Annotated in this window: 14 protein-coding genes; 10 read left to right on the forward strand and 4 right to left on the reverse strand. The window is 36.9% G+C overall.

What is annotated here, in order from left to right; translation table 11 throughout:
- Positions 1 to 8: 8 nt before the first annotated feature.
- On the reverse strand, positions 9 to 3,620 hold the full coding sequence (locus L1I30_RS03865; RefSeq protein ID WP_236132931.1) for a metallophosphatase: 3,612 nt from the start codon (positions 3,618 to 3,620) through the stop codon (positions 9 to 11).
- Between the two features lie 352 nt (positions 3,621 to 3,972).
- Between L1I30_RS03865 and L1I30_RS03870 the strand changes: the two genes are divergently transcribed.
- The 10 genes from L1I30_RS03870 to L1I30_RS03915 all read left to right on the forward strand — a co-directional run bounded on the left by L1I30_RS03870 (position 3,973) and on the right by L1I30_RS03915 (position 22,138).
- A complete protein-coding gene (locus tag L1I30_RS03870) occupies positions 3,973 to 6,756 on the forward strand; it encodes a triple tyrosine motif-containing protein (RefSeq protein ID WP_236132932.1) in 2,784 nt (927 codons plus the stop codon).
- A gap of 254 nt (positions 6,757 to 7,010) precedes the next feature.
- The gene (locus tag L1I30_RS03875) at positions 7,011 to 10,031 is read left to right on the forward strand and encodes a SusC/RagA family TonB-linked outer membrane protein (RefSeq protein ID WP_236133052.1); all 3,021 of its coding nucleotides are present in this window, start codon (positions 7,011 to 7,013) and stop codon (positions 10,029 to 10,031) included.
- Positions 10,032 to 10,043: 12 nt separating this feature from the next.
- Positions 10,044 to 11,507, forward strand: a complete 1,464-nt coding sequence (locus L1I30_RS03880) for a RagB/SusD family nutrient uptake outer membrane protein (protein ID WP_236132933.1) — start codon at positions 10,044 to 10,046, stop codon at positions 11,505 to 11,507.
- Between the two features lie 12 nt (positions 11,508 to 11,519).
- A complete protein-coding gene (locus L1I30_RS03885; RefSeq protein ID WP_236132934.1) occupies positions 11,520 to 13,595 on the forward strand; it encodes a hypothetical protein in 2,076 nt (691 codons plus the stop codon).
- Between the two features lie 12 nt (positions 13,596 to 13,607).
- Positions 13,608 to 15,245, forward strand: a complete 1,638-nt coding sequence (locus tag L1I30_RS03890) for a glycoside hydrolase family 16 protein (RefSeq protein ID WP_236132935.1) — start codon at positions 13,608 to 13,610, stop codon at positions 15,243 to 15,245.
- A gap of 145 nt (positions 15,246 to 15,390) precedes the next feature.
- Positions 15,391 to 17,667 carry a beta-glucosidase BglX gene (gene bglX / locus L1I30_RS03895; protein WP_236132936.1) on the forward strand — a complete coding sequence of 759 codons (2,277 nt, stop codon included), beginning with the start codon at positions 15,391 to 15,393 and terminating at the stop codon, positions 17,665 to 17,667.
- A 25-nt stretch (positions 17,668 to 17,692) separates the two neighbouring features.
- Entirely contained in the window at positions 17,693 to 18,454 is a 762-nt protein-coding gene (locus L1I30_RS03900) for a glycoside hydrolase family 16 protein (RefSeq protein WP_236132937.1), read from the forward strand.
- 118 nt (positions 18,455 to 18,572) lie between these two features.
- Positions 18,573 to 18,932: an MmcQ/YjbR family DNA-binding protein gene (locus tag L1I30_RS03905; protein WP_236132938.1), complete on the forward strand. Its 360-nt coding sequence runs from the start codon at positions 18,573 to 18,575 to the stop codon at positions 18,930 to 18,932.
- A 16-nt stretch (positions 18,933 to 18,948) separates the two neighbouring features.
- Positions 18,949 to 20,718: a MutS-related protein gene (locus tag L1I30_RS03910; protein ID WP_236132939.1), complete on the forward strand. Its 1,770-nt coding sequence runs from the start codon at positions 18,949 to 18,951 to the stop codon at positions 20,716 to 20,718.
- Positions 20,719 to 20,767: 49 nt separating this feature from the next.
- Positions 20,768 to 22,138, forward strand: coding sequence for an MptA/MptB family glycosyltransferase (locus tag L1I30_RS03915; RefSeq protein WP_236132940.1), 1,371 nt, complete (start codon positions 20,768 to 20,770; stop codon positions 22,136 to 22,138).
- Here L1I30_RS03915 and L1I30_RS03920 read toward each other — a convergent pair.
- The 3 genes from L1I30_RS03920 to speB all read right to left on the reverse strand — a co-directional run bounded on the left by L1I30_RS03920 (position 22,124) and on the right by speB (position 24,718).
- Entirely contained in the window at positions 22,124 to 22,750 is a 627-nt protein-coding gene (locus tag L1I30_RS03920; protein ID WP_236132941.1) for a lipid-A-disaccharide synthase N-terminal domain-containing protein, read from the reverse strand. The two genes, L1I30_RS03915 and L1I30_RS03920, sit on opposite strands and share 15 nt — an antisense overlap.
- A gap of 128 nt (positions 22,751 to 22,878) precedes the next feature.
- Positions 22,879 to 23,850, reverse strand: a complete 972-nt coding sequence (locus tag L1I30_RS03925; protein WP_236132942.1) for a deoxyhypusine synthase family protein — start codon at positions 23,848 to 23,850, stop codon at positions 22,879 to 22,881.
- Positions 23,843 to 24,718, reverse strand: a complete 876-nt coding sequence (speB, locus tag L1I30_RS03930) for an agmatinase (protein WP_236132943.1) — start codon at positions 24,716 to 24,718, stop codon at positions 23,843 to 23,845. The genes L1I30_RS03925 and speB overlap by 8 nt, the downstream gene beginning before the upstream one ends.
- Positions 24,719 to 24,749 lie beyond the last annotated feature (31 nt).

Here is a 24,749-nt window from a genome sequence, read left to right on the forward strand (position 1 = left end):
CCTTTTTTTTAGAATTTGAATCCAAATGTAAATACCACTCGAGCTCCTTCCGAGCTGGTATAATATCCAACATTTCCAGTAAAGGCACTGAATCCATTCACAAATACAGAACCTCCATATCCATTATGCCATTTTTCAGAATTATCATTCTCTGTCCATACCCTTCCGTAATCGAATCCTGCTGTAAGTCCTAATCTTAAAGGAATGAAATTGGTTTTAAGTTTCATGATTCCTACTCGCAGGTCGGTACTTTGATAAAATGCCGATTTTCCATTAAAACGTTCATTTCTATAGGCTCTCAGACTGTTATTTCCTCCTAAAGTTGCTGCATGATAAAACTCGTAATTATCACCTATAATAAAGTCGGCTCCAATTTTTGTTGCCAGCACAGCCACTCCGCTAGGGTGCAAGGGGTAATCTATTGATAAAGCCGGTTTTACATAGGCAAATTCATTATTATGTTCATCTATATTCGTTTTATACCCTGAAGTAATATCGAATTGCATCCCTAAATTGGGATATCCGGGATTATGCTCCTTATTAAGGTATTGGTAACTTGCTTCGATCCCTCCGTAGAGTTGTTCATCGAAAACATCATTATCCTCGTTAAAAGTATCGTTGATAAAACGGTCTTCGTTATTTGAAACTTCTAATGCTTCAATTATTGGTTTAATATAGAATTTACTTCCTCTATCGTTATTCCATATAAGTGATGGAGCGAACCTAAGTTGTTCTATGTTCACTCTATTATAATCAAGATCTACTTCGCCATCATCATAGCGGGTGTCATTTCCTGTTCCAAAATAATTCAGAGTGAAATTAGGACTGGAATAGTAAGCATCGATCCCTAAGTTCCAGTTGTAGAAGATATGAGCAAACTCTCCTTTATAATCCAATTCTAAACCTGAAGTTGCAAAATAGTAGTTTGCAGCAAGTGTATGCTGTGTGGTAAAAGGATTCTTTGCCAAACCATAGGTGGTATAGGTGTCTGAGATCCCTGCTTTAAGCCCAGCATCGGAGCTATATCCTAGACTCGGAAAAATGGTGTTTTGCGAATATTTACGTTTGGTGTAGTCGTAATTATTAATTTCATATGAATCTACTAACCACTTATGAGACGCTTTATTTTTGATGGTATTTTTCTTCGATTTATAATCATAAAGTTTGGCATTATGGGTGTTCTCAAAATCGTAAATATCATTTTCTTCTCCCCCCAGGATTTTTAGCTGAATAAGATTAGAACCCTTTCCTTCAATTTTAAATTCATCATCGCCATCAAGACCGTAGATCCAGATCTCTTTGGTTTTCTTAGCATCATATTCATTTGTAAAAACTACCTTATCATCTTTTGTAATAGAAATTTCTGTAATTCCGTTATCTTTTCTTGTAATAAGGAATTGGTCGTCCTCTTCGGTGCCAATCACTGTTTGAAATCGGCTTAAATAATTATAATAGTTCCTGGCGATCTCTTCTAAGTTGCCTCTTCGTAACTTCAGGTTTTTCTTTATCTGGGTGATGCTTTCATCTTTTACATCTTTGGGTAAATTAGCAAATGCAGCATCTATTTTCTCATCGGTTAAATTTTCCTGAATAAATGTGACCTGTTTCTTCCAATCTTCCCATTTAGAGGTTTTAATTAGCGCGTTATCCAGAGGGTAACCGGCAACGTTAAACCATTTTAATTGCTTCAATTCCGGGCCATAAGATTGCATCGCTCTAAAGGCCGGAACTCCTAGTTTTAAAAGATCTATTATGGGGCCATCATATTTTGAAAAGGCTTGGTCCCTATCTCGGGGGATAGGCTCATATTTCTTTTTGTTTCCATCTTCTGAAAATTCAGACCACCTCCACTGGTCCTGATGCCTGTCCCAATCTCCTACAAGCATATCGAAAAGCCTCGCCTTGATATATTCATCTTCATCTACATAGGCATCTTTAGATTCCTGTATTTCTTCCAACAAATCGGATGTGCTTAAGATATCATCGGGCTTGCCAAATTCTTCAAATTCTTTATTTTCATCTCCCACGTGCTTTTCTAGCATATAAAGTTCATCTCCATATTCATCATTATAGATACCAAGTCCTTTTTGCTTGGGTACGTAGAATATTTCAGGGTTGATATGATAGATATTAAGCGCCTCCATTAAATCGTTGGTAGCAAATTGAGCATATGGGTGTGCAGTTGTATAATAATCCATTACCACTCTTTCAGCTATTGTATTTTCTACAATATCTCCTACATAGTGCTCTTTTACGTTATTTTGAATAAAACGAATGGCGCTTTTTCTAAGAGCTCGAAGTGTAAATTCATTTTCATTATCATTTATAAGGCGTAATGATCTGGACTGATGCCCTCCTCCTTCAGAAATAGGCTTTACATTTCCGGGAAGGTCTTCTAAGAACAAGGTAGGAGCCGCGATCTTCTTGCTGTAAATTTCTCTGTAATGATCACCCCAAATCCATTTGTAAAATCCGCTTTTTTCGGTTTCTTCTTCAGTGTATATCGAAGACATTTCAGTTTTTCCATAATTGCTTCTAGGTTTGAAGGAAACTTCATCTAAACGAGTACGTTGTCTCTTTATGTCTTTAGCGAATAGGAGGTTGGAGCTGTTTTCTAAGGCTTCATAAAAATATACTTTTGAGCTTCCATCTTTATAAACTTCAAGCTTAGCATATCCAATTTTACTGGAAGCGAAATGCCCTTCTTTCTTAATTTTAGCAGATTGTGGAGAAATGGTTGCACCGCTAATAATTTGAGGCACCTCGTGATGATCTAAATATTGAAGGTTCCTATCGTTTCCCGATACAAAAATCACATCATCAAACTGCCGTGCAATGGTCTCTAGTCTCGAATGTAATTCTTTCTGACGGTCATTTTGATAGGTGTTTTTTGAAAAGCCTCCAATTTTATTGATAAAACCGTATTTGGTGTTGGTTAGAATAGGGTGATGTATGGCAACTATCACCGTTTTACCTTGATTATCTTTTATTTCATCAGCAAACTCAACAAAGAACTGCTCTCTGGTTTTAAGATCACATTTATTATTGATGTAAGGGTGTTCATCCCAATCTTCTAAAAACCATTGCGAATCTACCATTACTAACTCAACGTTGTCGCTCAAGCTTTCGTGCTCTAATGCACAACCGTCATTTGGCCAGAATTTCCCTTTACTATTATCTTGTAAAAAAGACTCCAGATCGTCTATATTCTTATGTCCACCTTTATTCCACTCATTTACTCCCGGCGTGTAAATTATAGATCCGTTAAAATCTTTAAGAGGAGTAAAAAGATGCTCTTTTATAAATTTTTCTTCTTCGTCTCTTTGCTTACCTTCTTTAGGATAACCGTTATTGCTGGTCAAATTTCCAAGGAGTACAAAAGAAGCGTCTTTATCTTTTTTTGAGGAAGCTACAATTTGTTTCAGTACACTATTAGATGTTCCTTCGTTCTCCAGACCTGTGTTGGCGGTAAAGTAAACTGTTTTGGAAATAGAATTTTCAGTCCCGCTTTTTTCTTCCTGAGCAAAAGCGATGTTGTTACTAAAAAGAAGCAATAAAATGTTAATTGTAGAAAGCTTCAAAAAGCCTTTAAAGTTAAAATCGGTAATTTGATTTTGCATATTTGAGACGTTGTTATAGAATGAGTTGGCTTAAAATTTTAATAATCACGTGATTAAGAATATTTTTAACAATCGTCAATATTAAAAAAGAAAAAAATATTTTTTATATATTTTAACTGACTATAACATTTGAACATCCCACTATTTAAGGAAACTATAAGAATTGGATCGCTTTATAAGTTAAATATAAAAGCACATTTAGGTGATTTGCGATTTAATGTAGTAAGTGAGTTTTAAAAGGTTAGTAGCTCATTTTAAATGAAGTATAACAGTGTGAAAAAATTAGCTGTAGTTAAACTGTTATTAATACGTATTATTACAAATAGTAAGAATTATTCTAAAATCCCTGTCTTTGAGTAAACTGATCTTTTTCTTTTTTTTATTAATCCCTCTGTTAGGCTATAGCCAAGATATGCCACCAGTAGTTAATTTTAATGCTACTCAATATGCGGCAGGCAATCAAAACTGGATGATTGCTCAAGGAGTAGACAAAGATATTTACATTGCCAATGGAAGTGGACTACTTGAGTATACCGGTGAGAAATGGTCTTTATATGCGGTACCTAATAACACAGTAGTGAGATCGGTAAAGGTTTCGGGAGAACGTATCTATACAGGGGCGTATATGGAAGTAGGATATTGGAAAAAGGATGATTTAGGAGTTTTAAATTACACCAGTTTATTATCCCAGTTTCCTAATAAATTAGAAGATGGGGAGCAGTTTTGGCATATTGAAACTTTAAGTGATTATGTGATTTTTCAAAGTTTTGAAGGCCTGTATATCTATGATGAAGGAGCTAATAGTATTAGTATTGCTCAGCTTTCCACTAATAACCCAATTATTAATCTTTTCAAAGAGGAGCAAAAAATCTATTTTCAGGTAGCTTCTGAAGGTTTATTCACGATAGAAAACGCACAGCCAAAACTGGTTATTCCTCATAAATTTTTAGAGAATATCGAACTGCTCTCTTTGCAGCGAAGAAATGCTGAATTAAAACTAGTAACTCAGGATGGTAATTTTTATAGCTGGAATGGAGAACAGTTAACAAGGGAATATATAGAGCTCACTAATAGCTTGAAGGGGAAAAGTATTTTCTCTAGCCTTCATCTGGAAAATGGGAATATGATATTAGGAACGGTTTCAGATGGTATTTACCAGATAGATCAAAACGGGATCATTCTTAATCATTTTAATCAGCAAAATGGACTTCAAAATAATACCATTTTAAGTCTGTTTCAAGATAATAGCAATAATGTTTGGGCGGGGCTTGATAATGGGTTAAGCCTTATAAATCTAGATTCTCCTTTTTCTATTTACGAAGACAGTAATGGCAAAATTGGCTCCGTATATTGTTCTTATCAAAGTAAAGAATACCTCTATTTGGGTACAAATCAAGGTTTATATTATAGAAAAAAAGGGAATAATAATTTTGAACTAGTTGCAGGAACGAATGGCCAGGTATGGAATATTCAGGAATTGGATGGAAGCCTACTTTGTGGTCATAATTACGGAACTTTTCTTGTAGAAGGGGTTAAAGCTACTAAGATTGCTGACAGATCTGGGACTTGGATAATTAAAAAGGTTGAGGGAAATTCAGAAATATATGTTCAAGGGCACTATAATGGAGTTAGCTTTTTAAAGCGAACCAAGGCTGGTTTTGAGGTGCTTCCAATGCTTAAAGACTTTCCTCATTCTTCAAAGTTCATCATTTCCAAATTCAATAATGAGTTTTGGATAGGGAATGAGCATAAAGGTATTTATCGAATTGAATTGGATGATTCCTTTCAAAATATACTTTCTATCAAGAACTATCCGTTAAATCATATTTCCGGGATTACTTCCAGCATCTTTACCTTTAATGACACCTTGTATTATGCAAGTAAAAATGTGTTGTTACAGTACAATAGCGTATCCGATTCATTTCAGGAAAATAGTAGGTTGGCAATGCTCTTGAAGGATGTCAATAGAATTAGTGGAAAGATCATAAATGAAAATGATTATAAGATCTGGGGTTTTGCCAACAATTCTATTTTTAATATTACAAAAGAGCCTTTAAATTCATCATATGTCTTAAATAACCTGTACTTGCCCAAAGACTGGCGCACAATTCCATCAGGCTATGAAAACATTTCCAAACTTGATAAGGGCGAATATCTGCTGGGTATAGCAAACGGTTTTCTTAAGCTCCATAAGCCTTCTAATCAAAATAGTGCCTATTCCATAAGAATAGATGAGATAAGGAATTTTAAAATTGATGAAGATTCAAAGTTGGTTAGCCTTACCCAACCCCCTAAATTTCACTATAAAGAGAATAATTTCTCGTTCAGTTTTAGTACGCCAGTATATAAGAAGTTTATTACTCCTTTATATAGTTATCGGTTAATTGGGCTTAGCGATAAATGGACTTCTTGGAGCGAAATCCCTGAAGCTAGTTTTAAGAACCTGTCTTATGGTAGCTATACTTTTGAAATAAGAAATATGATTGGAAAGGAACTTTCTTCAGCAGCTTCCTATTCCTTTATAATTAATAGGCCATTTTATTTAAGCTATTGGGCTTTTCTGGTATATCTGGTATTGCTGGCTCTTATAATGTTAATTATACATAGGTTATATAAGAAACATCATCAAAAACTTGGGGAAGAACGAGAAAGAGACTTACGACTGCAAAACATGGAGGCAGAACAAAAGATTATAAAGCTTCAAAATGAACAGCTGGAAAAAGATATGGCCGGTAAGAACCGGGAGTTGGCGGCTTCTGCTATGAGTTTAATTAAAAAGAATGAATTTCTTATTAGTATAAAGGAAATATTAAAATTATCAGAATCGACTAAAGCCAAAGCCGTTATCAAAACTATCGATAAGGATATTAGTGAAAAGGATAACTGGAATTTCTTTAAAAAGGCCTTTAACAATGCCGATAAAGATTTCTTCAAAAAGGTTAAGGCAATTCATCCAGATCTAACTTCTAACGATTTAAAGCTATGCGCTTATTTAAGGCTTAATTTGTCTTCTAAAGAGATTGCTCCTCTATTAAATATTTCGGTGAAGAGTGTAGAAATTAAACGATATCGTTTGCGAAAAAAGATGGACTTAGATCGAGACGTTAATTTGACCGATTATATTTTAGAGTTATAGCCTTTACAAACTATTCAAATAACTCTACATGTCCTCTACATGATAACTAAAAAGCTGTGTTTCAGCATTCGCAAAAAATAATAGTTATTATGTGATATTCTTAATTAGAGGGGTTAAAAATCACTTTTAATGCCATTTCTAAGCAATAATAAAATAAAATATTGCTACTGTATATATTTTGTAAAGGTGCTTTTCTCATGTACTTAACTTTCTATTGATATATTGCTAATGCAATTTTAACAATTAACAAGATGATGAGATTCACAAGTTTTTTAATTGTCCTTTTAGGGGGAGTCTTTTCTATGTGCTCGCAATCGTTTTCGGTTGAAGGTAATGTGGTAGATGAGAATAATATTCCGCTACTAGGAGTAAACGTACTCGTAAAAGGGGAAGCACGGGGAACCACTACAGATTTTGATGGGAATTTTTTAATAGACAATGTCTCTGCTAATGATATTTTACAATTTACCTATGTTGGATTCTTAACTAAGGAGGTCCAAGTGGGTAATCAAAGAACAATAAGTGTTCAGTTAGAAACGGACTCCCAATCTTTAGATGAAGTAATAGTAATTGGATATGGTACCCAGCAACGAAAGGATATTACCGGTGCTGTTTCCATAGTGTCAGAAAATACTATTAAAGAGCTAAACCCTATAAAATTAGAACAGGCTTTGCAAGGTACAGCAGCCGGGGTAAATGTTACACCTTCTTCTGGTGCTCCGGGTGCAGGAATAAATATCAACATTAGAGGAATCGCTTCAAATAGCGTGAATGGCCCCCTCGTTTTAATAGATGGGTATCAGGGAGATTTGGGCACGTTAAATCCCAACGATGTCGCTTCTATCTCCATTCTTAAAGATGCACAAGCTGCTATTTATGGGATAGCGGGCGCTAATGGTGTAGTTCTTATTACTACAAAAACAGGGAAGAAAAATACAAGTCCGCAAATACAATACGATTCGTATGTGGGCTTACAGGAAGCTTCTCGCATGATCCCTTTATTAAATGCTACAGAATATGCGTTGCTTTTAAATGAAAGCTATGCTAATAACGGGCAGGACATTCCTTTTCCAGATGTTAGTGAGCTTGGAAAAGGATCCGATTTTCAAGATGAGGTATTGGAAACGGCCCCTATCTACAATCATAATTTAACTTTATCGGGTGGTTCTGAAAAAGTTACCTATTCTATAGGTGGTTCACATCTCTATCAGGAAGGAATTATTGGTTCAGAAAAATCAGATTTTACCAGAAGTACAGCCCGATTCAATTTGGGAATAGCTATTAGCGATCAATTCGATCTAAGTGCAAATTCCATTTACACCAATATAGACAGACGTTCTATAAATGAGAATGGTTTAGGTTCTGTGCTATTTAATGCCCTAAACATAGCACCCACTTTTGCCTTAGATCAGGAAGATCTGGATGGAAAACTAGGAAACGAAATAATTAACCCTTTATCTCAAATCGAAAATACTTTTAATGAGTACAACCTTAATAAATTCAACGGTTCTTTTAGTTTGGATTTTAAACCTATTGAAGCATTAAAATTCACTTCCAGATTGGGATATAGTGTTTCAAATAGTAAAGGGAAAGATTTCGCTCCAATTATTAGTTATGGTCCCGGAAAGGTTTTTAATAACGATAGAAGCAGGGTGAATCAAAATAGGATAAATGATAATAGTTATACATATGATCTATTTGGAACCTATGATAATACCTTTAATGAAACACATCATGTAACTGCTACTGCCGGTATGACGGTTATCAAGAACTGGGGAGATGGTTTGTACGCTACAGGCTATGACGTTCCTAATAATTCCTGGGATTTTGCAGATATCAGTTTAACTACCGGTACTAACGACGGAATTAATAATAGCGCCTATAAATATGATACGCGCAAACTATCATTTTTTGGGCGATTACAGTACGACTATAAAGGGAAATATTTAGTGTCTGGGATGTTGCGAAGAGATGCATCTACAAGATTTAGCCCTGATAATAGAGTAGGATATTTTCCTTCTGCCACTGCAGGCTGGATCCTGTCGGAAGAAGATTTTTTAAGTGATTCTCAACTTATCTCTTTTCTGAAATTAAGAGCGAGTTTTGGAATTTTGGGTAACGATGAAACAGGAGGATCTCAATTTTACAGGTCTTTGCTTAATGGGGAAGCCACCTATGTTTTTGACGGCGCGTTGGTAAATGGAAAAGCTCTAGGAAGCCTAGCAAACCCTGCCGCAGGTTGGGAAGAGGCTGAAAAAACTAATATAGGAGTAGATATTAGATTGTTAAAAAATAAATTGGATATCACTGCTGATGTCTTCCGGGAAGATAGAAAGGACTTACTTATTGCAGGGATTCCAGTTTCAGGGATTTTTGGAGGCGGAGCTCCGGGCTCTGGCGCTCCAACAATCAATGCAGGAACCACGAGAAATGAAGGGTTAGAGTTTTCAGTAAAATATTCAGATAACAAGGGAGATGATTTCAATTATAGTATTGCCTATAATGCTACTATTCTGAATAATGAAGTTACAGAGGTTAATGGAACCGAATTTCTTTCCGGAGGTCAATTTGCTGTAGGGCAACCACAACCTTCCAGATTTCAGGCTGGCTTTCCAATAGGGTATTTCTACGGATATAAAACCGATGGTGTTTTTCAGACTCCTGCAGAAGTGGCGGCACATCCTTCTCAACTTGCATTAGGTGCTAATGCCTCTCCAGGCGATATACGGTATGTAGACATAAATAACGATGGGGTGATAAATACCGACGATCGTACCAATATTGGAGACCCCATTCCAACTGCTACAATGGGGCTTAATATCAATTTGAATTACAAGAATTTTGATTTCACAGCGTATATCTATGCATCTTTAGGTAATGACATGGTTAGGAATTACGAGCGAAATCAACCAAATGTTAACAAATCTGCTTACTATTTAGAACGTTGGACAGGTCCCGGTACGAGTAATGAAGTTCCGCGGGTAACAACAGGGGCAACAGCAAATACCGCTTTTTCCGATTTCTATGTGGAAGATGCATCGTATGCAAGAATTCAAAATGTGCAATTAGGCTATAGCCTTCCGGGAACTTTCCTATCAAAAACAGGGCTAGACAGATTAAGGATTTACGCTTCTGTAAACAACTTGTACACATTTACTAAATACAAAGGTTTTGATCCTTCGGCATCTACCGGAGAAGCAATTGGAGGAGGAATAGATTACGGGTTCTATCCGGTTCCCAGAATATTCTTAGCCGGAGTAAATCTTAACTTTTAAAATATTGAAAAAATGAAAATACTTAATTCAAATTTTAAACATATTCTGCTCCTGTTTTCAGTAATGATACTTGCGGGCTGTAGTGAAGACTACTTAGATAAAACAGAGGAGTACAGCATAGATTCTGAAAATTATTTCAATTCAGAAGAAGATTATTATAATGCGCTTATTGGGGTATACGATATTCTTCAATCTACTTACGTTAATGTACTTCTTGGAGAGATCGCTTCCGATAATACTTTAAGCGGAGGAGAAAGTGCAAATGATGTTATAGGATTTCAACAAATTGATGTAATGCAACATACTCCTGTAAACGATAACCTCGATGATATTTGGGATTGGAATTTTGCAGGGATTCAGCGGGCAAATTATATTTTAGAATTTCAGGATAAAACCGATTTTGATGGGAAAGAAAAGATATTAGCTGAAACCCGTTTTTTAAGAGCCTATTTCACTTTTGAATTACTGAAATGGTTTGGTCCAATTCCTTTGAAAGGAGATGAACGCTTTAGATTAGGAGATGAGAAAACTATTCCCAGAGCATCTAAGGAGGAAGTATATGCTCAGATAGAAGCCGATTTAACCTATGCTATCTCAAATTTAGAATATACCGCACCACAAGTTGGAAGGGTGACCAAAGGAGCAGCGCAGGCCTTATTAGGGAAAGCGTATCTGTATCAAGAAAAGTTTGATCAGGCTGCAACAGTATTTACAAGTGTTATTAACGATGGACCTTATCAGCTTTCCGATTTCAATATCCTGTTCGAACAGGTAGGAGAAAATAATGAGGAATCGGTGTTTGAAGTACAATATACTGGAGAAGAAGGAGCTGGTTTTGACTGCTTGCAATGTAGTGAAGGGAATGTTGCAGTCGGTTTTCAGGGAATAAGAAATTATACAGGTCCTAAATTTGAATCTGGTTTTAGCTTTAATGTTCCAACTGCCGAGGTTTTTAATGCCTTTAGTGAAAACGACTTACGTAGAGATCTATCAATATTAGATATCGATGCCTGGGCTTCTGAAACAGGCGCAACCTATGCAGAAGGCTATAAACATACCGGGTACTTCAATAGAAAATACCTTCCAAGACAAAATGATAATGTTGGAGATGCTAATCTTACACAGCCTAATAATTATCGAGCTATACGATATGCCGATGTGTTGCTTATGGCAGCTGAAGCCTTGAACAGAGGTAATATTGATGATGCAAGAGCGAGAACTTATCTCAATCTTGTTAGAGAAAGAGCAAATCTCGACCCCGTTACCGAATCGGGGAACAATCTTACCGAAATTATCTATACCGAGCGCAGACTTGAGTTGGTAGGGGAAGGACATCGTTTCTTTGATCTTGTAAGAACAGGACGGGCAGCTCAAAATATTACTGGTTTTACTACCGGAAAAAATGAACTCTTTCCAATTCCACTGGAAGAAATAGAATTTTCTGAAGGCAACTGGGAACAAAATCCGGGATACTAAAAAATGAAACTTATGAGAACGTATTTAAAAATTCTTTTATCCGCCTTTATAGCTATTACATTTTTTAGCTGTTCTGATGATGATTCTTTAGTGGATCTCGACTATTTGGAAGCTCCCTCAAATTTAGGAGCAACTTTTATGATAACTCAAGACAATTCGGGACTTGTAACGGTTATACCAACCGGAGATGGTGCCGCATTATATTCAGTGAATTTTGGAGATGGCTCTGCAGCTTCAGAAGATATTAAACCAGGGGAAAGTGTAGAGCATGTATATCTCGAGGGAGAATATGATGTGGTGGTGACTGGTAAGAATCTAACAGGAAAAGAAGCACAGGGAACTCAGAAACTGGTAGTTTCATTCTTAGCTCCTGAAGATCTGCAGGTTGATGTAGTCAAGGATGCTGTAAATAATTATAAGATTTCTGTTTCTGCATCTGCCGAAAATGCTGCAATGTTTGAAGTATATTTTGGAGATGTTGATGATGAAGAACCAACACCTTTAATGATTGGCGAAACGGTCGATCATATATATGAAAATGTTGGGTTATATAATCTTCGTGTTGTTGCGTTAAGTGGAGGAGCTGCCACTACCGAGCTTGTACAGGAAGTCTCCATTACCGACCCGCTCTTTTTACCTATAGATTTTGAATCTACTACCCTTAACTACGGTTTTTCTAATTTTGGTGGAGGTGAAGGCGCTGGTGCACCGATTATTGATAATCCTGATCCTTCTGGAGTTAATACAAGTGCTAAGGTGGCTTCTTATATCAAAGTGGCAGGTTCTGAGGTTTGGGCAGGAACAACCATCGCTTTAGATGAGCCTATAGATTTTTCAAGTAAAAGATATGTAAGTGTAGATGTGTGGTCTCCTTCCAGTGGCACGCCAGTTTTATTCAAAATAGAAAATTTAGAAGATTCTAATAAATTCGTTGAGTTTAGTGCGACCACAACTGTTGGAAATCAATGGGAAACATTGGTGTTCGATATGAACGCAATAGACCCGGCAATTGAATATGGTAGAATAGCTTTTTTCTTCAATTTTGGAACTCCTGGAACCGGAGAGACCTATTATTTCGATAATATCAAGACCACAAGATTAGAGCTGGTAAAACTTCCTCTTAATTTTGAATCGGAAAGTCTTACCTATTCTTGGGGCGGATTTGGAGGAGCAGGAGGAGAGGTTATAGATAATCCTGATGCTACCGGAATTAATACCAGTACAAAAGTGACAAAACTTTCTAAAGGTAATGGCGCTGAAACTTGGGCCGGAATTTCTTTGAATCTTGATGAAAAAGTAGATTTTTCTGCAGGGACTACTATAAAAATGAAGGTTTGGTCTCCCGAAGCAGGAGTTCCTATCCTCTTCAAATTTGAAAACTCTCTATCTGCTCCCGACGGAAATGGAAATCCTTCGGTAGTTGTAGAAGTAATACAAAACACAACCGCTTCCAATGCATGGGAAGAGTTGAGTTTTGATCTCACCACTTTTGAAGCATTTAGTGCTGATATAAATTATGACAGAGCGATTGTTTTTTACGACTTCGGAAATTCGGGAGAAGGAACCGATTTTTATTTCGATGAACTAAGAGTTAGTTCAGATGAAGAACCAACAAGCGTTGTTCTTCCTGTAAATTTCGAATATCCCGACCTCGAATATAAATTAACAGCCTTTGAAGGAGCCGAATCTGTAGTAGTAGAAAATCCTTTCTCGCAGGGAATAAACACCAGTAATATGGTCGTGAGATCAACAAAAACCGTGGGAGCGCAATTTTATGCAGGTACAACTTTAGAATTGGAAGCTCCAATAGATTTTTCATCTCAACAAAAGATCAGCATAAAAGTATATTCTCCAAAAGCTAATATTCCCGTTCGGTTAAAACTGGAGAATGGAACCGATGGGAATATTTTCCTGGAAGTAGATGCAAATACTACGGTTACCAATGAGTGGGAGGTATTAACCTTCGATTTTTCCGGAATGGATACCTCTCGTGATTACAGTAAAATGATTGTTTTCTTTGAGTTTATAGCAGATTTACCGGGAGACGGTGCCATATATTATTATGATGATATTCAACTTACTAATTAAAAAGAACTAGAAATGAAGAATTTAATAAGTATAAGTCTTTCGCTACTTCTACTGGTTATTTGTAATAGCTGTGTAGACGATGATTATAATATAGGCGAGATTGTCACCCCTACAAATTTGACAGTTACAAGTGAAGTTGTAGGTCAGACTGAAGAAATGCCTGATGGAGACGGAAGCGGAATGGTGAAATTTACAGCTACAGCCAATAATGCAATGACATATAAATTTATATATGGAGATGGGTTTGAAGAGACCTCTGCAACGGGCAGCACTTCTCACAATTTTAATAAGAACGGAGTGAATGATTATACGGTCACTGTTCTTGCTTCAGGAACTGCCGGGGTTGCAGCTACCGCTACTACTACGGTAAGAGTCTTTAGTGATTTTAGCGATCCGGAGGCAAAAGAGTTGCTTACAGGCGGTAGCACTAAAACCTGGTTTATCGCTGCTTCTCAACCGGGGCACCTAGGGGTAGGACCTGCAAATGGCGAAGGTTTTGACGGTCCTATTTATTATGCTGCAGCTCCTTTTGAGAAGGCAGGATCTCCTACTAGTTCGTGCTTCTATACAGATGAAATGACTTTTAGTCTGGTTAATGATGAGATAGTATATAATTATAATAATAACGGACAAACTTTTTTCAATGTGGCGAATTCAGCTGATTTTGGAGGAGATGGTTCAGAAGATCAATGTTTAGAGTATGATGGTTCCGGAGACAAGAATGTTTCACTATCGGCTGCTACTTCTGGATTATCGGGCGAGCAAAGCAGAGGTACGGTTCTTAACATTTCCGGTGGTGGTTTCTTAAGTTATTACATTGCAACCAGCTCCTATGAGATCCTTTCTATTACCCAAAACACGATGTACGTTAGAGCTATTCCGGGGAATGATCCGGGATTAGCCTGGTATCTGAAACTTACCACATCTCAGGGAGAACCGGAGCCGGAAGAGTTTGTTTCAGAATATGAAACCCTAGCTTGGTCTGAAGAATTTGATGTTGATGGGGTTCCTAATCCGGAGATCTGGAATTTCGAAATTGGCAATAATGATGGCTGGGGAAATGAAGAGAAACAATATTATACCAATGAGAATGCTGTAGTGAATGATGGTAATTTAATTATCACGGCCAAAGCTGAAAGTACCAATGGGTTTGACTATTCTTCTTCTCGAATTACGACAAAGGATAATTTTGAATTTACTTATGGAAGAGTAGAAGTACGAGCAAAATTACCGGAAGGGGCGGGAACCTGGCCTGCAATCTGGATGCTGGGTGCCAATTTTGAAGAAGTTGGATGGCCCGCTACCGGAGAAATAGATATTATAGAACATACCGGAAATGAACAGAACACTATTCATGGAACGCTGCATTATCCTGAGAGGTTTGGTGGCAATGCTGATGGAGGAACTACTGTAGTTAGTAATGTGAGTTCTGAATTCCATCTATATACGGTAGATTGGTCGGCAGAGCGTATCTGGTTTTTAGTAGATAATGAAGTATATCATACTTACGAGAATAATTCAGCCTCACCTTTGAATAAAGACTTCTTCTTCATTTTAAATGTCGCCATGGGAGGAACATTTGGGGGAGAGATTGCTCCTGATTTTGTAGAGTCGTCTATGGAGGTCGATTATGTTCGCTTGTATCAATAATTTAATCTGCTTACATAACTATTCAGTTTAATTAGCCCCGCATTTTATATGCTTTTAGAGAATTAACTCACTTATGAAATATTCGAGTGAGTTAGTACTCTATTTTAATTAAAAATTCCCTTTATGGCCTACCAATTCGTTTAAAATGAAAAAGATACATTTAATTATATGCTTCTTTCTTCTTAGCAATTTTAACTCCTTTGCTCAGAAATCGAATATTTTAAGTTCTGTTGAAAATATAGAAATCAAAGTCGATTCTGTTTTGGCAATGATGACACTGGAAGAAAAAGTAGGACAGCTAGTACAATATAACGGAAGTTGGGATCTTACCGGGCCCGCCTCCGAAATGAATAATCAGCTCAAAGTTGCCAACCTGAAAAAAGGCTTGGTAGGTTCTATGTTGAATGTACTCTCTGTAGAAGCAACTCTGGAGGCACAGAAGCTGGTCATGGAAAATTCAAGGATGAAGATCCCGCTTATGTTTGGGTATGATGTTATTCATGGCTACAAAACCATATTTCCTGTTCCTCTTGGTGAAACTGCAAGTTGGGATCTTGAACTTATGGAAGAAACAGCCAGGGTTGCCGCTTTAGAATCTGTAGCATATGGTGTTAACTGGACATTTTCACCTATGATAGATGTTTCCAGAGATGCCCGTTGGGGTAGAATCATGGAAGGATCGGGAGAAGATCCTTACTTAACAGCTCAGGTAGGAGTGTCTAAAATTAAAGGCTATCAGGGAGACGATCTTGCTAAAAATACTACAATTGCAGCTACAGCTAAACACTTTGCAGGATATGGCTTTGCCGAGGCAGGAAGAGATTATAATACTGTAAATATTGGGGAGAATGAGCTGCAAAATATGGTGTTGCCTCCGTTTAAAGCTGCAGCAGAAGCAGGAGTAGCAACTTTTATGAATTCTTTTAACGATCTAGACGGTACCCCGGCCACAGGAAATAAAATGTTACAACGAGATGTGCTAAAAGGAGATTGGAAGTGGGATGGCTTCGTGGTGTCTGACTGGGGTTCTATAACAGAAATGGTAAATCATGGATTTGCTACTAATAAAAAACATGCAGCTGAAATAGCCATAAAAGCAGGTAGTGACATGGATATGGAAGGAGGAGCCTATGAAGTCGGTTTGGCTGAATTGGTAAAGGAAGGAAGGCTGAAAGAAGAGTTAATAGACGATGCGGTGAAACGCGTTTTAAGAGTGAAATTTAAACTCGGACTTTTTGAAGATCCTTATCGCTATTCTAAGCCTGAGGTTCTTAATAATATCAATTTTGAGGATCACAAAAAACTTGCAAGAGAGGCGGCTAAAAGATCTATAGTCTTATTAAAAAACTCAGATAAGATTCTACCAGTTAAGTCATCAGTTAAAAAAATTGCGGTAATTGGACCGTTGGCAAATGATAAAGATTCACCATTAGGAAATTGGCGGGCTCAAGGTGAAACCAATTCGGCTGTTTCGGTAGTGGAAGGTTTAAAAAATGGAATAGGTGAAAGCACAGAGATCACCTTTTCAGAAGGTACAAAACTGGGAACAGGAGAGCGCAGCTTTTTAATGCCTCTAGCTATTAACACTACAGACAGATCGGGCTTTCAAGATGCTATTGAAAAAGCCACTAACGCCGATCTTGTAGTAATGGTGTTGGGAGAAGATGCTTTTCAGGCCGGTGAGGGAAGAAGTCAGGCGAATATTGGCTTAGCAGGTTTACAAATGGAACTATTTGATACAGTTCATAATGTAAATTCCAATATCGTATTGGTGCTTATAAATGGTAGGCCGTTGGAAATTTCAGAAATATCAAAAAAGGCCACAGCAATTGTTGAAGCATGGCAACTGGGCTCGGAAAGCGGTAATGCCATTGCAGATGTGCTTACCGGAAAATATAATCCTTCAGGGAAATTACCTGCTTCTTTCCCTAGAGCAGTAGGGCAGGAGCCTCTATATTATAATGAAAAGAATACTGGAAGGCCTTATAATGAGGAACATGTTACCTACTCGCATTATACTGATGTTAAAAAGGATGCTTTATACCCCTTCGGATTTGGATTAAGCTATGCTACTTTTCAATATGGTGACATTCAACTCTCTTCAACACAAATGGATATGGAAGGGAATATTAAAGTGAGTATACGAGTTACAAATACCAGTAAAATTCCCGGGAAGGAAGTGGTTCAATTATATCTTAGAGATCTTGTTGCCAGCACCACGCGACCGGTAAAAGAATTAAAGGGCTTTCAAATGATAACACTAAAGCCGGGAGAAACCAAGTCTGTTACTTTTAGTATCACAAAGAAAATGTTGGAATTCTATTCAGCAAATAAAAAATGGGAAGCAGAGCCCGGGGATTTTGAGCTATATTTAGGGGGGAATTCTGTAGATGTGAAGTCTGCGAGATTTAAACTGAAATAAGAATGAATTACTATAACTTCAAGAGATGAATTTTTTAAAAAATTACAGCTGTTTATTATTGACGCTCCTGCCGTTACTTACAACCGCGCAAGTAATCTTTGAAGATAACTTTGATGGAGAGCAATTAAACATGAATTCATGGAGTTATGAAGAAGGGGATGGGTGCCCAAACCTATGTGGTTGGGGAAATAATGAGCGCCAGGTTTATAACCGAGATTATGTAAAGGTAGAAGATGGAAATTTGGTGATAACTGCCTCTAAAAAAGGTGACCAATATTTTTCTGGAAAGATCAATTCCAAAGAAAAAGTAGAATTTAAATATGGTATTATTGAAGTTCGGGCAAAATTAGCTACAGGAGAGGGGTTATGGCCTGCTGTCTGGATGCTAGGCGCCGATATAAGTGAAGTGGGATGGCCTGCATCGGGAGAAATAGATATCTTGGAATATGTAGGGAGAGAACCTCATACTGTTTTTACTTCCCTCCACACGCCCGCCAGTCACGGGGAAACCATCAACACGAAAAAAACCTTCATTAGTGACATTGAAACCGGCTATCATATTTATAAAACAGAGTGGACCGAGAAATATATTAAATTTTTTGTGGATAATGAATTGGTATATACCTTTATTCCTGAGGTCTATGATGAAAATTACTATCCTTATAACAAAGATTTTTATCTTCTAATCAACATGGCTGTAGGCGGCAATTTTGGAGGTCCCAAAGTAGATGATGCTGTTTTTCCTGCTAAATTCTATATAGACTACATAAAAGTTAGCAAATTATAGCAAGTACAATCTTCTTAGAATTTCCTTATTCCTAATTATTTGAGCTATAAGTTTGTGGAACATACTTATCTTTACTAGCTATGCACGCTATTAAATGCCGGTGTTTAAAACAACTTAAATGGATATTGAAAGTTTTCGTGAATATTGTCTTTCCAAGAAAGGGGTAACTGAAGGACTTCCATTTGGACCTGAGACCTTGGTGTTAAAACTGATGGGAAAAATGTTTGCTTTAGCAGCATTAGATGAATCTCCGTTACGAGTAAACTTGAAATGTGACCCTGACAAAGCAATCTTACTTCGAGACGAATATCCAGAGCATATCCTACCGGGATATCACATGAATAAACAACATTGGAACACCTTAGTGCTTGATGGTCATCTTCCTAATTCAAAAACCCTAAATTTGATAGATCATTCTTATGATCTGGTGAAGAACGGACTCACAAAGAAATTACAACAGGAGCTAACGGCTCTTTAAAAGCTTCAATAGTTAGATGACAGCATTCGAATTTTATACTCAGGAAAAACAACTTCAGGAACAAAATTTAAAAGCGGCAAATAAGCAATTACAACTTTCCAGTATGCTGAGGTTGTTAATATTTTTGATTCTTGCATGTGGAGTGTATTACTTCTTTTCTACCTGGAAAATTGTACTCTTACTTATCTTTATTGGAATTGCTATTTTTTTATTCCTGGTTTCCCGCCATTCCAACCTAAAATACAAACGAGATAAAGTTTTAGAATTGGTAAAGCTGAATGAACTGGAACTTAAAATTTTAGATCGTGATTTTAAGAGCCAGCCTTCAGGATTGGAATATATGGATCCGTTACATGCTTATAGTCAGGATATCGATCTTTTTGGAAAAGGATCTTTCTTTCAATATATGAATCGCTCCTCTTTAAAAGAAGGGGAGGCCAGATTAGCTGCAATGCTTACCGAAAACTCTATAGATAAAATCTCTAAAAAACAGGATGCGGTAAAGGAATTATCTGAAAAAGTGAAGTGGCGACAAGAATTTTCAGCAGTAGCTAAATTAGTTAAAACCGATACGTCTTCCACATCTGTTATTCGGTGGTTCAAGAATTACGAAAGTTTTACACCGAAATTCATCCCGGTACTGGGTTGGCTGGTTATAAGCATCTCATTTTTACTCATCGCTGCCTATTATGCCAACTATTTAAACGGATGGATCGTTTTTGGCTGGTTCTTGGCGGGCTGGGGCTTTACCGGATTATACGTTAAAAAGATAAATCCTCTTGCCACCAACGTAGGTAAGGTTCAGGAAACATTTCATCAGTACCATCAGTTATTGGGAATGATCGAAAAAACTACTTTTAAATCAGAAAAATTAAAGGCGCTTCAGAAGAAAATTATTATTCAGGATAAAAAGGCATCGCTTATTCTTAAGGATTTTTCAAAAGCTATTTCGGCAATGGATCAGCGAAACAATGCTATTTTTATTGCCCTTGGAAACGGTTTTTTACTTTGGGATCTTAGGCAAGCTTACCGACTGGAAAAATGGATTAAAGCTCATTCACAAAGTGTAGAAGGTTGGTTTAAAGTTATAGAAGTTATCGATGCTTTTAACAGTCTAGGGAATTTTTCATTTAATCACGCTGATTATGTTTTTCCGCAGATAAATAAAGGGGAGCATGTTATAAAAGCGAAGAATACCGCGCACCCCTTATTAGACCCTAAAAAAAGGGTGACCAACGATTTTGAGATCGATAATGAGCAGTTCTTTATAATAACCGGGGCCAATATGGCAGGAAAAAGTACTTTCTTAAGAACGGTTTCTCTTCAAATTGTGATGGCGAATATCGGCTTGCCGGTTTGCGCGAGTTATTGTGCATACAGTCCTATAAAATTGATCACCAGTATGCGTACTACCGATTCGCTCACCGATGATGAATCCTACTTCTTTTCAGAATTAAAACGCTTGCAGTTTATTGTAAATGCAATTAAGACCGATACCTATTTTATCATTTTAGATGAAATTTTAAAAGGTACCAACAGTACCGATAAAGCAATTGGATCTAAAAAATTCATCCAAAAACTCGTTAAATCCAGATCTACAGGTATAATTGCAACGCATGATCTTAGTCTATGTGAAGTATCCCAAGAACTGAGTCAGGTTAAAAACCATTATTTTGATGCCGAAATAATCAACGATCAACTCTATTTCGATTATAAGTTTAAAAATGGGATCTGCCAAAACATGAATGCCTCCTTTTTGCTGAAAAAAATGGAGATCGTAGATTGATCGAATTTTAATAATCACCTCATTTTAAATTTTAATTCTGATTTTTTCTATGAAAGCCTTACTTCAGAAAAACAAAATTCTGTTATTGCTAATAGCAGTTGTAGTGGTTTTTTATGCTGACTTTGCTTATAGTTTAGAGAGGGCTAATTTTATTAAACTGTTTGGTCTCTATTCGGTTTTATTCTTTTTAAGCTATAAGATCTTTCAAATCTATAAATGGAACTTTTGGGGTTTAGCAGGAATAGCTTTTCTCTTTCGGATTGTTTTTATTGCTGCCATCCCAAATCTGTCTCAAGATTTTTACCGATTTATCTGGGATGGAAGAATGTTTGTGGCAGGTTGGAATCCTTATTTATATCTCCCGGAAGATATTATTGTGCAGGGTAATGCTCCTATTTTCCAAGCAAGAGAACTGTTTAATGGGATGGGGGGTTTAAACGCCAGCCATTATACTAATTATCCGCCGCTAAATCAATTAATCTTTGCCATGGCAGGCTTAGTGTCAGGAAAAAGTATGCTTGGAGCAGTGATTACCATGCGTGTGTTTATTATTGCGGCAGATATTGGAACGCTTTATTTCGGTAAGAAATTACTGGAAGCTTTCTATCTGCCAATCTCCAGGATCTATTTATATATTCTAAATCCCTTTGTTATCATTGAACTTACCGGCAACCTCCATTTTGAAGGAGTGATGGTATTTCTATTGGTTTTCTCCCTTTATTTATTGCATTTCAAAAAATGGATGCTGAGTGCTGTAATGATTGCCTTATCGATCTCTTTGAAATTATTGCCTCTAATTTTTCTTCCTTTACTCTTTGGGTATTTTACCAAACAAAAAGAAAGAAACAGCTTAAGTTTTGGAAAACTTCTGCTTTACTATGCAATCACAGGTTTGGTTGTAATGCTTAGCTTTTTACCTTTTCTTTCTGCTGAACTTATTTCAAATTTTGCTTCAAGTATAGGACTATGGTTCCAGAAATTTGAATTCAATGCCAGTATTTATTATATCATTAGGTGGATAGGGTTTCAAATAAAGGGATATAACATTATAGGAATAGTAGGTAAGCTGCTTCCTGTGGCTGTAATATGTGTTATTCTAGCGCTTACCTTCCTTAGGAAAAATAGTTCCACACAGAGGCTTATTGTGAGTTCATTGTTAGCGGTGACGACCTATTTCTTTCTATCTACTACGGTTCATCCTTGGTATATAGCTACTCCTTTAATACTATCTGTATTCACCAGATATCGCTTTGCCGTGATCTGGTCTTTCTTTAGCATTTTAAGTTACTATGCTTATAGCTCAGATTTATTTAAAGAAAATCTATGGTTGGTGGCTTTGGAATATGTTGTGGTAATGGGTGTGTTTTGCAGGGAGGTTTTTACCACAAAAGAAAATCAAAAGCCGTTATTTGGCCTTTGATTTTTTCATGATATATAAATTCCTGATATATACAATCCCACCAAAGAAATGAGCAGCAAGTAATACAGGATCATCTCTAAAGATAGCATAGGTAAAAATGATGATAGACCCCATTAAACTCAGGATCCAAAAGCCCTTTGGAAGTGAAGATTCCTTATTTTTTTCAGAATAGAGCCACTGATAAATGAAGCGAAGGGTGTAAACTATCTGACCTATCACTCCTAATATAATTAACCAAAGTGCTATGTTTTCGCCATGCACCAGTTGTTTCCATTCCATTTCTGTCAAGAATAACAAATAACCGGCCAAAGCAATTGGAAAGCCAATTACCAAGATCTTAAGAAATACATTAGAACTACTCCATTCTTTTTGAAGTTGTAGATTTCTTATATAAACAGTGTATGTAATAAGTTGTCCCAACATAATTGCGAGATCTTCTCTTAGAAATCCGTAAACGAAAAGTAAGATGGAAGCAATTAAACTAAGCTTCCAAAAGATGGAGGGAGTTTGTACTTCTTTGGCTTTTTCAGATAAAAACCATTGGGTAATTAACCTTGCAGAAAATAATAGTTGGGCTGTAAATCCAACGCTATAGATAATCCAATCACTCATAATTGATGTTCACCAAAACTGGTGCTTTAACGGCTAAATTAGCCAGAATATAAAAAGACTGTTCAATAAATGTGGCGCATGGCCTAAGCAAATATCAAACAGTCTTATTTTCTTTAAATTTAACGGAATTACATATCCAATAAGTAAGCAAATATCAAAGGAGCAACAATGGTGGCGTCACTTTCGATGATAAACTTTGGCGTATCGATATCTAATTTACCCCAGGTGATCTTCTCGTTAGGAACAGCTCCTGAATAAGACCCGTAACTAGTTGTTGAATCTGAAATCTGGCAGAAATAGTTCCAGAAAGGAGTGTCGGTGCGCTCCATATCTTGATATAACATTGGCACTACGCATATTGGGAAATCTCCGGCAATCCCTCCTCCAATTTGGAAGAATCCAATTCCTTCTTTAGAATTTTCGGTATACCAATCGGCAAGAAAAGTCATATACTCAATTCCAGATTTCATGGTGCTGGCTTTTAATTCGCCCTTCAGCACGTATGATGCAAAGATGTTACCCATGGTGCTGTCTTCCCATCCGGGAACAACAATAGGAAGGTTCTTCTTAGCGGCAGCATACATCCATGAATCTTTGATGTCTATTTCATAATATTCTTCAAGAACTCCTGATAGTAAAAGTTTGTACATAAATTCATGTGGAAAATAACGTTCTCCAGCAGCCTCAGCATCTTTCCAGATCTTTACTATATGTTCCTGAATTCTTCTGAAAGCTTCTTCTTCAGGAATGCAGGTGTCTGTAACACGATTCAATCCTTTTTCCAAAAGATCCCATTCATCCTGAGGTGTAAGGTCTCTATAATTTGGCACTCTTTTGTAATGTGAATGCGCAACTAGATTCATTACATCTTCTTCAAGATTTGCCCCGGTACAAGAGATAATTTGCACCTTATCTTTTCTGATAATTTCAGCAAAGATTTTTCCCAGTTCTGCAGTACTCATTGCTCCGGCAAGAGATACCAACATCTTTGATCCTTTTGCCAGTTGTTTCTCGTAAGCTTCAGCAGCGTCTACAAGTGCAGCGGCATTAAAGTGTAAATAATATTTTGAAATAAATTGAGAAATCGCTCCTTTACTCATCGTCTTCGTCAGGGTTATGGTTTAAATATTTGAACTTATAGCTCAACATTTTATAATATAGTTTTGCTGCAAGGAAATCTGATGATCTCTCATTTTCATTCGGACAAAGTTCTACGATGTCGAAACCTACAACATTCTTCTTTTTGAACATCAGCTTCAAGAATTCCAAAGTCTCATACCAAAACATTCCGCCCGGTTCTGGGGTTCCTGTAGAGGGCATGATAGAAGGGTCAAAAGCATCAAGATCTATAGTGATAAAAACATTTGGAGTCATTTGCCCTATAGCATCATCCATCCAATCTTCATAAAGATTATCGGCAAAATACACTTGGTTTTCATCCATATTATCTACTTCGCTTATATCCATAGAACGAATTCCTACTTGTATAAGGTTGGTAGTTTTACTTGCCTCATAAACAGCACAGGCGTGATTACAGGAAGAACCTTCATATTCTTCACGAAGATCGGCGTGCGCATCAATTTGCACCACTGTTAAATCTGCAAAAGATTCATTAAAAGCGCGAATAGAACCAATACTAACCGAATGTTCACCACCAAAAAGGGTAACGAATTTATCTTGTTTTATATAGTTCTTTGTGGTTTTATAAACAGCCTCTACCATTTTTTCAGGAGAAGAATCTTCGGTTACCGGAGGAGCAAGGTAAATACCTTTTTTGTACACCTCGGTACGAGTTTCAATATCATAAAGTTCCATGTTTTCTGATGCTTCCAAGAAAGCTTCAGGACCTTTATCTGCGCCTTTTTGCCAAGAACTGGTTCCATCATAAGGAACCGGAATCAATACCACCTGTGCATCGTCTAAACGTGCATTTTTATCTGGTATCCCGGCGTAATTCTTTTTGCTCATTGCTTGATTTTAATGGTTTTAAGTTTAAAGT

The sequence above is a fragment of the Gillisia lutea genome (genome assembly GCF_021568705.1).
GTDB classification, from domain to species: Bacteria; Bacteroidota; Bacteroidia; order Flavobacteriales; family Flavobacteriaceae; genus Gillisia; species Gillisia lutea.